This is a genomic window from Blastocatellia bacterium, assembly GCA_025054955.1.
Taxonomy (GTDB): domain Bacteria; phylum Acidobacteriota; class Blastocatellia; order HR10; family J050; genus JANWZE01.
Genome location: JANWZE010000128.1, coordinates 1 through 15630, shown reverse-complemented (window position 1 = coordinate 15630; position 15630 = coordinate 1). Strand labels below are relative to the sequence as shown.

General features: G+C 56.0%; 6 protein-coding genes, 1 tRNA gene, 1 other RNA gene and 1 CRISPR repeat array. Of the genes, 3 read left to right on the top strand and 5 right to left on the bottom strand.

Going from position 1 to position 15630, the window contains the following annotated elements:
* The first annotated feature begins 41 nt into the window (after nucleotides 1-41).
* Nucleotides 42-887: an undecaprenyl-diphosphate phosphatase gene (locus NZ823_15775; GenBank protein MCS6806585.1), complete on the top strand. Its 846-nt coding sequence runs from the start codon at nucleotides 42-44 to the stop codon at nucleotides 885-887.
* A gap of 350 nt (nucleotides 888-1237) precedes the next feature.
* Nucleotides 1238-1450, top strand: coding sequence for a cold shock domain-containing protein (locus NZ823_15770; protein MCS6806584.1), 213 nt, complete (start codon nucleotides 1238-1240; stop codon nucleotides 1448-1450).
* A gap of 294 nt (nucleotides 1451-1744) precedes the next feature.
* On the opposite strand, the gene rnpB is transcribed toward NZ823_15770, so the two are convergent.
* The 5 genes from rnpB to NZ823_15745 form a co-directional block, all read right to left on the bottom strand.
* Nucleotides 1745-2182: RNase P RNA component class A (gene rnpB / locus NZ823_15765), an RNA gene on the bottom strand.
* A 327-nt stretch (nucleotides 2183-2509) separates the two neighbouring features.
* Entirely contained in the window at nucleotides 2510-6280 is a 3771-nt protein-coding gene (locus NZ823_15760; GenBank protein ID MCS6806583.1) for a PAS domain S-box protein, read from the bottom strand.
* Nucleotides 6281-6282: 2 nt separating this feature from the next.
* Nucleotides 6283-6759, bottom strand: a complete 477-nt coding sequence (locus NZ823_15755) for a response regulator (protein ID MCS6806582.1) — start codon at nucleotides 6757-6759, stop codon at nucleotides 6283-6285.
* Entirely contained in the window at nucleotides 6752-9763 is a 3012-nt protein-coding gene (locus tag NZ823_15750; protein ID MCS6806581.1) for an ATP-binding protein, read from the bottom strand. The genes NZ823_15755 and NZ823_15750 overlap by 8 nt, the downstream gene beginning before the upstream one ends.
* 1091 nt (nucleotides 9764-10854) lie before the next feature.
* A tRNA-Met gene (locus NZ823_15745) sits at nucleotides 10855-10931 on the bottom strand.
* A gap of 1292 nt (nucleotides 10932-12223) precedes the next feature.
* Here NZ823_15745 and NZ823_15740 point away from each other — a divergent pair.
* Nucleotides 12224-14356: a carbohydrate binding family 9 domain-containing protein gene (locus NZ823_15740; protein ID MCS6806580.1), complete on the top strand. Its 2133-nt coding sequence runs from the start codon at nucleotides 12224-12226 to the stop codon at nucleotides 14354-14356.
* Between the two features lie 82 nt (nucleotides 14357-14438).
* Nucleotides 14439-15625: direct repeats of the CRISPR family, unit length 37 nt; unit sequence GTCGCAATCCTCTTTGAAGCGAGTCCTGTTTTCCGAC.
* Between the last annotated feature and the right edge of the window lie 5 nt (nucleotides 15626-15630).

The window sequence follows — 15630 nt, the reverse complement described above, 5'->3', positions numbered from 1 at the left end:
CTGAACGCGGCGTGTGAAACGCTGAACGCTCGTTACGAATCATGTCATTACTCGAAGCGGTTGTGCTCGGAGTCATTCAGGGCCTCACGGAATTCCTTCCCATTAGCAGCACGGCGCACTTACGCATCGTGCCGGCGTTACTGAAGCTGGTGGATGAACGAAATCAGTGGAACGATCCAGGGGCTGCGGCCTCAGCCATCATTCAACTGGGGACCTTAGTGGCTGTGCTGTGGTATTTCTGGCGCGATGTCGTCAACATCACAATGGCCGCGCTGCGCGGCATCCGCGACAGAGAGCCATTTGCGACGGTTGATTCTCGTCTGGCCTGGTATGGCTTGATTGGGACGATCCCCATCGTCGTATGTGGGCTGGTCTTTGAAGAGTTCATCGAGTCGCAGGCGCGCTCGCTCTGGATCATTACCGCTGCCTTAGTCGGGCTGGCCGTCATCTTGTACTGGGCTGAGCGCGTCGCCACACGTCACCGCACCGAGTCAGATGTCACCTGGGTGGATGCAATCGTCATGGGCGTGGCGCAGGCGCTGGCGTTGATTCCCGGCTCGTCGCGCTCCGGCACGACGATTACCGCAGGCCTCTTTCTCGGCTTGCGCCGCGATGTCGCCGCTCGACTCTCGTTCTTGTTGAGTATCCCGGCATTGGTCAGCAGCGGGCTATACCAACTCTATGAAGTTCGTCATGAGTTGATCAATCATCCTCAATTTGGCGTGAGCTTGTTGGTCGCGTCGGTGACCTCGCTGCTCAGCGGTTATGCAGCCATTGCGTTCCTCATGCGCTACCTGCGGACGCATACGACTTATCTTTTCATCTGGTATCGCCTTGTGTTGGGTGGCGTGTTAATCGGATTGTTGTGGGCTGGCAAAATCCAATGAACACGAGCATGGCGACTGAGCGATTGGAAACGCGCCAGGCAACAATAATTTTTTCTTGACTTCACTTGGAACTTGCTATAGTATGCGGTGCGTCCAAACAATAATTCGCAAAACTGTGGTGTTGGTAGTGTTCAACAAAGAAGTTTGTTGTATCAAAAAACAAGAACGATGCAAAGCGCGATGCTGACATCGTCTAAGGGGGTATCATTTCGGGTCGAGTCCTATTGACACAAAATCCGAACATACCCATTAGCCTTTCGATGTCCATCCTGGCTACAGCGGTGGACGTCGGATGACACCGGCGGCTGTTGCGCCGCTGGGGTTTGAGTTTTATCAGGAGGTTACGCAGTATGCCGACCAGAATTCAAGGCCGGGTGAAGTGGTTCAATAATAACAAAGGGTACGGCTTCATCGAGCCGAACGGAGGGTCCCAGGATGTCTTCGTGCATTACTCCGCCATTCACGAAGATGGATACAAGTCACTGAAGGAGGGGCAACTGGTCGAATTCGACCTGATTGAAGGTCCAAAGGGGCCGCAAGCTGAGAACGTCAGCAAGTTGTGATCCTCACAACAAGACGGCTCACCACTGATCCCTTGAACTCCGCCAACGCAAGTACGATCCCAATGCTTGTAGACTGTCTTCACTGCCTTCATGGCAGTGGTTGCCAGATGGGCTTGTGCCTGGCGCGAGCGAGGTTCTGTGCAGTTTTAGAGCGAACTCCACCACCGCAAGTAGAACCCTGATGCTGGTGGACTGCCTTCATGGCAGCAGTGGTTCAGAGATGGGCTTGTGGCTGGCGCGAGTGAGGTTCTGTGCGGTTTTACAGCCAGTAGGCTAACGGCCACAAGCGCGCGGGCCCGGAGCGAGTCTATAAGCCGAATTCTGTCTTCGCTCGTGGAGCGAATGGCGGTCATTCATCTAGGCCATTGATTACTCAATGGCTCAAGCAACCTACCCGGAGACTGGGTCGCCAGCGCATTGGTGATGCCACCAGCGCGTGGCGAACTGGGACGGGCCGTCCTCGTACCGCCTCCCTATTTGGTCTTGCACCGCGAGGAGTTTGCCTAGCCGAGCGTGTCACCACGCTCGCTGGTGGGCTCTTACCCCACCGTTTCACCCATCACTCATTCTCTCAGCACGAGCTGGAGAATGAGCTGGTCTGTTCTCTGTTGCACTTGTCGTCAAGCCGAATCAAACGATTCGACTTGCCTGGGCGTTACCCAGCTCGCTGCCCTGTGGTGTTCGGACTTTCCTCTGACGCACGTGTGCGCCAGCGACCGCCCGACTCACTCCAAGCCCATCGAGCATTATAGAGCGCAAAGCAACGGGCGTCTACACATGTCGCGCTCTTTGTTCTGTGAGCATGACGATTTATGAGCCGGGTGACCTGTGTGATGAGAGTCCAAAGCTCATTTATTTTTCATGGACTGAGTCTGTCCTCGTTTCATCAACTGGCGGATGTGCCGTGACAGTCCGAGGCTCGTTTGTTTTTCCCGCGTCGTGATGGTCCAAGGTTCGTTTGTTTGGCAATCGCTCATGGGCAACAGCACGCTACGAAGGACGAGAAAGAAATTCTTTAGCGTCGTTGGGGTGTTTCGTGGGCTATTTTTCGAAACAGTCCTATGTGTTATTGCGCAGAATCGCGCTGACGGTCGCGGCAAGGTCTTTCGGATAGTAGGGCTTGGGCACAAAGGCATTCACTTCGCCGTTCAATTTCGCTGCTGTATGAGCACTGTAACCGCTGGAGGCAATGACCGGAATTGTCGGATTGAGCGCTCGCAATCGTCGGGCGCACTCTAATCCGTTGAGTTTGGGCATGGTCAGGTCCACCAACACGAGGTCAATCTCTGCCATCCGTTCTTCGAATACACGAATCGCTTCTTCTCCGTCGTTTGCCGTCAGCGTGTTGTAGCCATAATGGGTTAAGATATCGCAGGCCAACTTTAAGACAACAGGTTCGTCATCCACTACCAAAATCGTTCCCTGACCTGTGGTAATGCTCTCAGTCACAGATTGCTGGCTGACGACCTCTTTTTCGCTAGCTGGCAAATAGATTTGGAAAACAGCCCCATGTCCTGGTTGGCTCTGCACGTTGATCCACCCGTTGTGGCTGCAGACGATGCCGTAGACGACCGCCAATCCCAGGCCAGTGCCTTCGCCCACGCCTTTGGTGGTGAAGAACGGCTCGAAGATGCGCTCACGCACCTCAGGCGTCATGCCGATGCCGGTATCGGAGACGGTAATGAGCACATAGCGTCCTGGAGTTATGCTCCCTTGATATTGGCTCTGCGGCTGCGAAATGACGTGATTGGCTGTTTCCAGTCGCAGGATGCCGCCGCCGGGCATCGCGTCGCGTGCATTGACACAGAGATTCATCAGGACCTGTTGAATCTGAGTCGCGTCAGCTTCCACCGTCCACAAGTCTGGCGCCAGTCGAGTTTGAATGTCAATCGTGGTGGGAATCATGTGTCGTAGCATCCAGATGCTTTCTTCTACGAGCCGATTGATGGCGATGGGTTCGATCTTCGGCTCTCGACGACGACTGAATGTCAACATCTGCCTGGTTAGATTGGCGGCTCGCTCCGCCGAATCAAGGATCGTTCGCAAATAGCGATGGGACTCTGATCCTGGCTCCACCTGTTGCAGCACGAGTGATGTGTAACCCAGAATGCCCTGCAAAAGATTGTTGAAGTCGTGAGCAATGCCTCCGGCTAGTGTGCCGATTGATTCCATTTTCTGAGCGTGAAGCAGTTGTTGTTGGAGCCGGCGGTTCTCTTCTTCTGCCTGCTTTTGTTCGGTCACGTCCCGTATGACGCCGGTGAGACTGACGATTCGGCTGCCTTCGATTAAGGCCCGGCCTGAGCTTTGCAGGAGACGCACCTCACCATTTTTGGCTATGGCGCGAAACTCAGCCATCTGGATGTCTCCCTGAAGCCGCTGGGCAAACAGTTGTGTGACAGTGGCTCGATCGTCAGGATGGATGAAATCCAAAAAGGGTTTCCCAATGACTTCTTCAGGCGCATAGCCGCCGGTGTGTTGAATGGCCGGGTTGATGTAGGTGATACGTCCGTCCAGGTCGAGCGAGAATATGATGTCGCTACTGGCTTCCACCAGGGTTTGATACTGTTGCTGCGACCGGCGCAGCGCCTCGAACAGGCGCGCCTTAGCTAGTGCCAGTCCCGCTTGCTTGGCAAAGTCCTGGACAATCCGAAATTCATCCTGAGTGAATGATTCTTCCCCTTCCAAACGGTCAATGCATAAAACCCCGGCAACACTCTCTTGGATCAACAGCGGAACAGCAATCATGGAGTAAAGCGGCCAGAAAGGGGCTGTCAATTTGAACTTCGGATGGCGCCGCACATCATTCAGGAGCACGCCCTGGCCGGTTTGCGCCACCCAGCCGACAATCCCTTCGCCGACTTTGAAACGCAGTCCGCGCGCCTGTTCCTCCACCAGCCGGCGCGGCGCGCAGGGCGTTAATTCTCCGCTCTCGTTCAGAAGAAAGAGGCTGCCTTGTTTGGAGTTGGTCAGTACCAGCACTTTCTCCACGATCAGATCGAGCAGCTCATCAATCTGCATCGTCGAGTTGATGGCGCTGGTGACCTCCACAAGCGAGGCGCTGTGCTGGGCTTCGCGCCGCGCTTGCTCATAGAGGATGTTCAGTTGCTGGTTGCGCTGCTCCAACGCTTGCTCCATCTGCTTGCGCTCGGTGATGTCGCGGGCTAACACACACACTGTCTTGTAGGAGCCATCAGCCGAAGGAATCGGACTGATGCGAGCCAGGAACCAGCGTTTCCCTCCCATGACTTCCAGGGGATACTCCACACTTTCGGCGTGACCCGTTAGGAGCACGCGCCGGTAAATTTCCAGGAACGGGCGGACAAATTCCTCACCAAGCACTTCGCTGGAGTAGCGTCCCAATAGTTCTTCCTTCGGTCGCACCAGAAGCTGGTCGTTAGTAGTCCAGATGTTCAGATACCGACCTTCTTGATCGAACTCCATGACGATCTCATCAATGGAGCCGACCAGCGTCTCCAGCCGCATGGCGCCCTGGCGCAAAGCATCTTCTGCCCGTTTGCGCTCAATGGCCAGAGCAATTTGGCCGCCAACAGACCAGAGTAACTGCAAATCACGCTCGGTATAGGCATGTTCGTCTTCGTAATGCTGAACCACGAGCACGCCGATGGTCTCCGTCGGCGTCTTCAGCGGCACGCCGAGCCAAATCGGTGAGGAGGTCCCCACGAGTTCGACTTCGCCTTGCTCTACCAGTTGGCGAAAAGACTCTTCGGTCAACAGCAGCGGGCGACCCGTGCGAAACACGTAAGCGGTGCAGCTTCGGCCCACCTTCTGCGGAGACGGCACCGTATCATACTTGTCCACGAAGAAGGGGAAGGTGAACATCTCGGTCTGCCGATCATAGAGCGCCACAAAGCAATTCTCCGCATAGATCAGCTTTTTGAGTGATTGATGAATCAGGCGCAGCAGCTCATCTAGATTCGCTGTCGTTGCCACGCCTTCGATGATCTCGAAGATGACCTGGCGCTCTGCTTCGGCTCGCTTGCGCTCGGTGATGTCGCGGATAATGGCTGTGACGATCGGCTTGCCTTGCTTGGTGAGGTGACCGAAAGAGATTTCCAGCGGGATGTGTTGGCCGCTCTTGTGCAATCCGATTAGCTCGACGGTTTGCTGTCCAACAGCGGAGTCGGTCGCGTCCGGCCGCAGCTTGCCATCAGCCTGATCAACGAGACGCTGATACGCAGGTATCAGCAAGCTGAGCGGTTGACCAAGCATCTCAGCCTGTGTGTAACCGAAGGTCTTTTCGGCCGCGCGATTGACAAACGTGATCCGGCTCTCTTCGTCAATCATCATGATGGTGTCAGTCGCCGTTTCCGTGACCGTTCGGTAGCATTCTTCTGATTCAGCCAACAGGCGGCGGGCCTCTTCCAATTGGCGCTTGGTGCGGGTGGCCGTGATCGCTCGCTCGGCCACTGATGGGAGCAACGCCAAGTAGCCGGTTTCTTTGATGACGTAATCATAAGCGCCTTGCTTGAGGGCTTGGACGGCCACACGCTCGTTGCCCAACCCCGTTACGATGATGACGGGCACAGCGATCTGTTGTTCGTTGAGCCGGCGCAAGAATTCCAGCCCACTCATGCCGGGCATTTGGTAGTCAGCGACGACAAGATCAAACTCGTGCTGCTGAAGCGCGGCCAATCCTTCAACGGCGGTAGTCACGACAACAACCTGCGTGCCTGCTCCCAGCCCTTGCAAGGCGCGCTGCTCCAGCAGTTGGTGGTCAGGATGGTCTTCGATCAGCAGGATGCGATACCCTGACTCATCCCTCAGGGAGGGCGATTCCAACTCCGAACTCTGATGTCGCCAATCTTTCAAGCTTATACGACCTCCTGCGGCGCAGCAAAGCTGGACTCCGGCGGCAGTTTGTTGACCAGGACCCAGTAGAGTTCCAGCTTCTGGACTTTTTCGATGAACTCAGCAAACTGGATGGGCTTGGTGATATAGGAATTTGCTCCGTTCAGGTAGCTTTTGACGATGTCCACTTCTTGCTCTGAGCTGGTCAGCATGATCACCGGGATGGTCTTCAGGTTTTGGTCTTGTTTGATTCGGCGCAAGACTTCAATGCCATCCACCTTGGGCAGCTTGATGTCGAGCAGGATGAGGCCCGGACGCGGGGCCGTCTGCGGATCGGCATACTTGCCTTGACGGTAGAGGTAATCCAGCGCCTCCTGCCCATCCTCAGCCAGTTTCACTTCATTGACAATGCTATTGGCCTTCAATCCACGCTGAATAATCAGCACGTGATCGGGGTTGTCCTCAACCAATAAGATTGTCGTCGGTTTTATGTTACTCATCGTGTTTCATCTCCTTTGGCAAGGTAAACCAAAATGTGCTTCCCTGACCCTCTCCTTTCGATTCGACCCACACCGTCCCGCCATGCGATTGAATGATGCGTTTGACGATGGCCAGTCCCACACCAGTGCTCTCGCTGCCATCATACTTGCCTTGCACACGATAAAAGATGTCAAAGATTTTCTCTCGATGCTCTGGAGCAATGCCGATGCCGTTATCGCGTATGAAATAGCGCCAGAGACCATCAGTTGTTCCATCGCGCGCGCCGATTTCAATCAAGGGCGCTCGCTCCGGGTGGCTGTAGTGCAGGGCATTGGTAATTAAGTTCATCCAGACTTGGTGCAGCCGGGCGCGCTCACCCATCACCGCGGGCAAGTCGTCGGCCACGGTAATCGTAGCCTGCTTCATCTCAATCTGACCTTGCAGTTCAGCGATCGCCTCGCGCACGACCTCGGTCATCTTGACAACCTGCTTGGGTTCGCGGAGCCGCCCGACACGCGAGAGGTCCAACAGCTCGGCGATGAGCCGTTGCATGTGGACGGTGTTGGCCTGGATGCGCTCCAGATAAAGAGCGGCATTTTGGTTCAGCTCGTCTCCCAGTTCCATCTGGAGCAAGCTGGCCAGTCCTTGCAGCGAGATGACCGGCGCTTTCAGATCATGTGAGACGGTGTAAATGAACGATTCCAACTCTTCAGTCTTCTGGGTCAGCTCGCTGGTTCGCTCGATGACTTTCCGTTCCAGTTCATCGGCTCGCTGCCGAACACGGGCTGTCTGAATCTTGTAACCGCTATACAGGCCGATAGCGAGCACGGCCATGGCCAGCAGCCAAAACCACCACGTCTGCCAAAACGGCGCTCGGATGGTAAAACCAGCTCGGACTGCTTCTGACCAGGGGCCTTGATACTTGCGCGCGCGAACTTCCAGCGTATACTGGCCAGATGGCAAGTTCGTAATGCGAATTTCGTGTCCTTCCAATGGCGACCAGCTTTCCCGGAATCCATGTAGTCGGTACTCAAAGCTCAGCCGCTTCTCATTCACGAATGAAAATGCTGCCACGCGGGCAAGCAGATCGTTTTGTTCATAGCCCACTGTCGCCGATGCGCCAGGTGAAAGCCGCATTTGACCCAGTTGCAGATGCGTCAGTTTGACCGGCGGCGGATCGCCTCTGGTCAGGTCAAAGCGCGGGTTATAGTGACTGAGGCCTCCAACGGTTCCAAACCAGAGCGTCCCATCTTTGTCGGCCCAAAAACCGCCGGCGTTCGATTCATGATCGGCGTAGCCTTCCTCCGTCCCGTAGTTGGTGAACGTCTGACCATCAAACCGATCCACACCGCGGGCTGTCCCAATCCATAACTGCCCCTGCTGGTCTACTCCCAATGAATAGACAGCATCATTGGTTAATCCCTGAGCGCTCGTGTAGTGTGTGAAGCGAACACCGTCGAAGCTCGACAAACCGCGCGAAGAGTGATAACCGAACCAGATGCGTCCCTGATGATCCTCGCATAGGAAATAGGGTTGATTGTCGGCTAATCCATCTTTGGTGGTGAAGGTCTTCCAGCGTTGGCCATCCCATCGAGACAATCCATTATCGCCGGAGGCCCAGACCACGCCACGACGATCAACTAGCAGCCGCCCGTTGGAAAACGTTTGACCTTCTACGATGACCGGCTCAAATCGCTCGCCCACTCGTTTGAAGAGGCCGTCCGGCTGAACAGAACACCACAGCGTGCCGGCGTGATCCTGAACAAGAGAGACGATTCGTCCATGAGGGCCGCGCGTCGGGTCTTTGATGAAGCGTGTCCCGTCAAAGAGGCTGATGCCAGCTCGTGTCCCGATCCAGAGCTGCCCACGGACATCTTCGAGCAGCGCCAAAATGGCGTTATCCATCAGTCCATCGGCTACCGTGAAATTTCGCCAAGCGCGACCATCAAACCGACTCAACCCGCCCATCGTGCCAACCCAGAGCCACCCACGACGATCACGCACAATGGGCCGAACCGAGTCCGAACCTAAGCCCTCGGCCGCTCCATAATTGGTGAATGCGCGTCCTTGAAATTTGTAAAGACCACCGAAGACGCCGATCCACAAGACGCCTTCACGATCTTCCAGCAGCGCGCGCACGTCGCTATGGTGCAAACCTTGCGCGGCTGCCAGAAAGGTGACTTGGTCGTTCTCGATCGCGCCAAGCCCTTGTGGCGTTCCTATCCAGACAATGCCATATCGGTCCACGCACAGCGCCGTCACCGGTGAACGACTCAGCCCATCCGCTTCGGTATAGGCCTTCACGAGCCGGCCTTCATCATACGCTCGCACACCCTCGTTTAGTCCCACCCAGAGCCGCCGTTGCCGGTCTTGGCTCAGGCTGCGAATTTCTTTGCCCGCCAGCCCATCTGGATCGAAGGCGATGAATCGCTCACCTTGCAAATACGCCAGCCCCTTGGTCGTGCCGGCCCACAATCGCCCTGCGCGATCCATCAACAGTACATTCACACTCGATGCGGGCAGACCATCGGCAGCGGTATAGGTGCGCCACTGAGAGCCATTAAACCGGCTTACGCCTCGTGGCGTGGCACACCACACCGTTCCATCCTGACCGATCACCAAAGAAGCTATCCGAGTGTCGCTCAATCCGTCCGCTGTGGTGTAGTTCCGGAAGCGGTGACCCTCCCAACAGCTCACGCCACCCAGTGTCGCCAGCCAAATCCGTCCCTGTGCATCCTCGGCAATCGCGTTTATCCAATCGTTGGCCAGGCCTTGTGGAATACTGTAAATCGTGAATGAAGCGCCGTCATAGCGGTTCAATCCGGCCTGAGTCCCCACCCAAAGATATCCGCTACGATCTTGGTAAATGGCTTGCGCAACCGCTTGCGAAAGGCCGTCAGCGCCTGTGTAGCGGCGGAAGTAGTGCCGTCCAGACGCGCCTTCAGCAACATCGCTCAGCAAGAGCAGCCAACAGAACCCCATCAAGCCCGTGCCGATTTTCCTCATTGCATTTGGAAGCGCCATACTCGACTTTCAGTCTGCTACCTCCGCAATCACAATGTGGCCATCGTGGGTAGTCGCCCTCTACAAGCTGATGACCCAGTACTGACGCGATGCAATCAGTGTTCCATTCAGTTGGGCATCGGCCCGTCTTGCCTCACCGGGTATTCCATCTGTTGATGTTTAAGCATTGCAGCACGGTAGAGTGAACGCAGGCACGAGGCACGTCGGTTGGAGGCATTACATCTGGTTTTCAGAGGTTTCAAGTGTGAATCAATTGTTTCAGGGGCTAATTCCGATGGCAGAGAAAAATACCACGTTCATGAAACCCCAAGGTGTGATGGAGCCTGAACTGACTGAGCGAGAATTGCGATCGTCATTCGGCGTTTGGGTACACCCTCTCCCGAAACGAACCACAGAGGCCACAGATGGCAGAGATGGAGAACGCTCTCGGTGGACTCTGTGACCTCGGTGGCTTCTTTATCGTTCCTCGTGGCGTGTCATAGCATAAGGACGATTCATTCGGAGGACCTCCAAGCTCAGCGTGCGCCGGAGGCGCAAACAGCAGGTAGCCAGACGCGCAACGTCTGGAAGCGCGTCACCCCCAATCGTTCGCGCTGAAGGGGCGCCACACGTTCCCCATCGGCTCGTTTATGCCATTCAATCCTTGGCCACCAAGGCGCGCCTGTGGCGCGTCTGCAACGCGCCGGGAACATTTGGTCTGCTGTGCCAGACGTTGCGCGTCTGGCTACCTGCTCGCAGCCGCTTGCGCGGCCATATCCGAATCGTCATTTTTCAAGACGTTGCACGTCTGGCTACCTGCTCGCAGCCGCTTACGCAGCCCCTGGATGCCGACCCACCATCATGACGATCTCATACAAATGCGTGCAGAGAATGGGAGACTACCGCTTGGGATGTACTGTTCCTGCTCGCCATGTTGCCTTATCAAACATGGTTTTTCACCGAACTATTGGCATTAAGCGGGAATCGCCTATCTGCCAATGTACACCACGAACGATGCAAAATTCTATCTTTCATGGTTCGTTATTGCGTGCTCCGTTGAGGCAAAGCCGCACCCGCTCCGATTCGTCTTTGCTGTACGCGCTGAAAACAGATGGTGCCGGCGGTCGGACTTGAACCAACGACCTAGGGGTTATGAATCCCTCGCTCTAACCACCTGAGCTACGCCGGCACGAGCATACATGATTATTTTCGATGTCCGCGGCAATTCTCACACACGCCTGAGTTGCTAGTCAAGAGACGAGCATGGCCACGGTGCGCCACTTGAAAGTTGGTATTGCTGCAAAGGATGCAGGCCGAGATTGACCGAGGAATCGGCCATGAGCTCCGCGCATGCCACGAATGATGAAAATGGTTATTTGCAGAGGAGCATGCGTTTTGGAGTGCGGCGGCAAGCCCGCAGGGCGCGACGCCGCTTTGGCCTAGTGCATAGTGTGAGGACCGAAAGCGCCGTCGCCGCTTCGCTCTGCCGGCGCACTCCAAAAAGTGTGGTTGCTTTTGATTGTGTCCCCGCGTCGCTACCGGCGACATGAACAACCCCTTCAGAAAGTGCCTCCGAAACACGCCGAGCACGCCAAACAATTTTTTTTATTCCTCGCAGCGCACGAGAAGTCCCAGATGATTTTGTCTAGAGCGGTTTGCGAATCAATCTACCCCGGGGCGCGCACATCCAGCCTGCATCAGCCCCCAAGGTGGGCGCTCCCCGGGCAAAGGCACTTGAAAATCGCTATAAAGAATCTGTGGCCCCACTGATGCCTAGCCAGTTTCTTGACCTGTAGGAGGGCTGGCCAGCCGTGCGAGCGCATGCGAATCCATTTTGAATCGAGTCCTGGATTCCCCCTCCTGGCTCCTGACTTCTGGCTCCTTTCTTTCTCTCGCAATCCTCTTTGCAGCGCCTGTGTTGGACTGTCGGGGCGGCTCGCTGTGGCCGCCCGCGTTGTGATGCCAATCCATTCCAAAGCAACTGTTGACTCCCCCTCCTGGCTCCTTTCTTTCCCTCGCAATCCTCTTTGCAACGCCTGTGTTGGACTGTCGGGGCGGGCTCGCCGACGCAGTCATAGACGGTCGTGAAGGCGGCTATCGGGGATATCCCCTCACGCGGGAGAGCATGCCCGGCCAGTGGCGCATAGACGTGCGCACCGCTGAGGGATGGCTGCTGGGGTGAATCCCCTTTGCCGTCGTCCCTACGGCGCATTGGCCCGAACGCCTACGGATCGAATACTGATAGAACCCTTATGGCTTTGCGGAAACCAATCGGCATCGTATCCGTAATAGCGATAGCGATGAGCAACTGAGGGAACGGGAAGAAAAGCGATGATAATAATAAGAAGAAGAGGTCGAATCTCGATATTCGCGCTTCTGCTGATGCTCTTGCTCGGTGGGATCATAAGAGGGTTCGCCCAAGCAGAACGTCCGCACCTGCGCCTCTCTCGCGTCTCATCTCCTCCGCGGCTGGAGGAGTTTGTGCAAGGAGCGCAGAACGCGGGCGCGGTGTGCGTGTCCGACTTTCGCCAGCGAGAACCGGGAGACGGGATTCCCGTCAGCCTGGAGACGACGGCCTGTCTCTCCTACGATCGCGATCATCTCTACGTGGTGTTCATCTGCAAGGACGATCCGGCGAAAGTTCGCGCGCGCCTTTCTCGGCGCGAAGCGATCTTCGAAGATGACCTCGTGGGGGTGACCCTAGACACATTTCAAGATCGCCGCCGCGCGTATCTCTTCCTGGCCAATCCTTTGGGCATCCAGGCTGACGCGATCGTTGGGGAAGGGCAGGAAGACGACTTCAGCTTCGATACGCTCTGGTACTCCGAAGGTCGGCTGACGGAAGACGGTTTCCTCGTCCGGATGGCCATCCCTTTCCGCAGCCTTCGATTTCCCGCGACGCACACGCAAACGTGGGGGGTCGCGCTCGGGCGGATCATCCCGCGTCTGAACGAGCAGGCCTTCTGGCCCTATATCACCCGGCGCGTGGCCGGGTTCCTCCAACAGTTGGCGACGCTCGAAGGATTGGAAGACATCTCAGCGGGACGCAATTGGCAGTTCATCCCCTATGGGGCGTTCGCCGCCGCTCGATTCTTCGACCCGGTGGGGACGAACGGACCCGGATGGAGCAAGAAGGTCGAAGGGCGGGGAGGGATGGATGCCAAGTTCGTCCTGCGCGACGCCTTCACGCTTGATCTCGCGGTGAATCCCGATTTCAGTCAGGTCGAGTCCGACGATCCACAGGTGACGCTCAATCAGCGGTTCGAGGTTTTCTTCCCGGAAAAGCGCCCGTTTTTTCTGGAAAACGCCGGCTTCTTCCAGACATTGGAAAACCTCTTCTTCTCTCGCCGGATCATTGACCCCCAATTCGGCGCGCGCGTGACGGGGAAGGCGGGACGTTGGGCGCTCGGCGCGCTCGCCATTGACGATCGGGCGCCTGGCAAGCGCGTCGCCCCTACGGATCCCGGATATGGGCGGCGGGCTGCCATTGGCGTCCTCCGTGTGCAACGGGAATTCGCCGAGCAATCAAGCCTCGGCCTCCTCTTCACGCGCCGGTCCTTCATGTCGCAGTCTAACAGTGTCCTGGCCCTTGATACGTTACTGCGAATGAGTCCCAATTGGACGTTCACCGGCCAGATCATGCAGAGCTTCACCCAACGCGATGGCGGACGATTCTCCGGCCCCGCCTATTCGCTCGATCTTTCGTACTCGGGGCGGCATTTCTTCTATTCCGGGGAGTACGTGGATCGCAGTCCGCGATTCCACACCCCGCTCGGCTTCATCCGCCGCGTGGACGTGCGGCAGATGGAACATTTCGTCCGATACCGTTGGTTCCGCGAAGGGAAACGCTTGCAGAGCTTCGGACCGAACATCTTTACCCTCGCCAACTGGGATCGGCGCGGTCGTCTTCAAGATTGGGTCATCAGCAGCGGATTCCAAGCGCAATTCGCCGGACCGACGGAAGTCTCCTTCCGCCGTTCCGAATCGTTCGAGCTGTTTCGCGATCTGGGATTTCGGAAGCATGAGACAATTGTCAGCGCTTCGACCGCGTGGCTGCGATGGCTCACCCTCGGAGGAAGTTATCGCTTCGGAAAGGGGGTCAATTTTTATCCTGCGCCTGGATTGGCTCCTTTCTCCGCGACCACAGCCGCTGGAGAATTGGAGCTGACCCTTCGGCCCACTTCGCAGCTTCGGGTGAGTCAAATCTATCTCTACAGCCGCCTGGGCACGCACGGCGAATCCTTGTCGTCATCAAAGGCGGAGACGCTCACGCCGCGCGGGGCATCCGTCAGCATCTTCAACAACCACTTGCTCCGCACAAAGGTGAACTATCAATTCACCCGCGAACTCTCGCTCCGAACGATCCTCGATTATGCCGCCGTGCTTCCGAATCCATCTCTGGTGCGCGCGGAGCGAGAGAAGCGAATAGCCGTGGACGTCTTGCTCACGTACCTGGTCAATCCCTGGACGGCGCTCTACGTGGGGTACACGGATCATTGGGAAAACCTGGGGCTCGATCCGACTTCTCCAGGAGGAATTCGGCGGCTCGGCCCGCCCACGCGTTCGACCGGACGGCAGGTCTTCGCGAAGTTCAGTTATCTCCTCCGATTCTGAAGAGTCACAATTCCTCTTCGAAGCGACTCCCAAACTCCAACTTTTGAAATCTCAAATTTGCTAACGTCACGACTGGCCGTTTGTCGCAACCCTCTTTGAAGCGAGTCCTGTTTTCCGACCGGCAAACTTACCATAAAAATGGGTTTGTATTACTACGTGGTCGCAATCCTCTTTGAAGCGAGTCCTGTTTTCCGACCAGCCGAACGTCGAGTACTTGTCAATGCGCTACGACGTAGGGGTCGCAACCCTCTTTGAAGCGAGTCCTGTTTTCCGACATATACTAATCATGTTTCTCACACATGATTTTGTTGAGCTGTCGCAATCCTCTTTGAAGCGAGTCCTGTTTTCCGACTTAGTAGCAGGTACGCGCAGTTTGCGCTGAGAATCAACAAGTCGCAATCCTCTTTGAAGCGAGTCCTGTTTTCCGACCAGCGCAGCAAGGCTTTCGCAGCTGCTCAGGAATACCGGTCGCAATCCTCTTTGAAGCGAGTCCTGTTTTCCGACGCAATAGCGCAAGTTGTCGAAGCATACAAGAATGATCCAGTCGCAATCCTCTTTGAAGCGAGTCCTGTTTTCCGACTACGACACCAAAGGACGTCGTAAATTCAACTTCGTTGGGTCGCAATCCTCTTTGAAGCGAGTCCTGTTTTCCGACACACTACAGAAGAGCCGTAAGGCCTGACCGGACGGGCGTCGCAATCCTCTTTGAAGCGAGTCCTGTTTTCCGACATTTATAATGACAACGGGGTCGTCTCTGTTTCCGTCGGGTCGCAATCCTCTTTGAAGCGAGTCCTGTTTTCCGACCTCAAAAAGGACGGGAAGGCTGTTTATGCGGTCGTCCCGTGTCGCAATCCTCTTTGAAGCGAGTCCTGTTTTCCGACCGTTCGACGCCGCCAGCAGCATCATGTTTTTTACTGTTTGGGAGTCGCAATCCTCTTTGAAGCGAGTCCTGTTTTCCGACGCCGCTATCGTTGCGAACGCCTATGCGATAGCGGTGGCGCAGTCGCAATCCTCTTTGAAGCGAGTCCTGTTTTCCGACTACCGCGGGAACTTTCGTACCCGACGGGACGCAGAGGTCGCAATCCTCTTTGAAGCGAGTCCTGTTTTCCGACTATTGACAAAACTTAGCAACGTTGGAATTTGGGCTTTCACGGGTCGCAATCCTCTTTGAAGCGAGTCCTGTTTTCCGACCAATTCTGAGATAACAATTCACACGGTGTTACCAGAAGGGTGTCGCAATCCTCTTTGAAGCGAGTCCTGTTTTCCGACAAAAC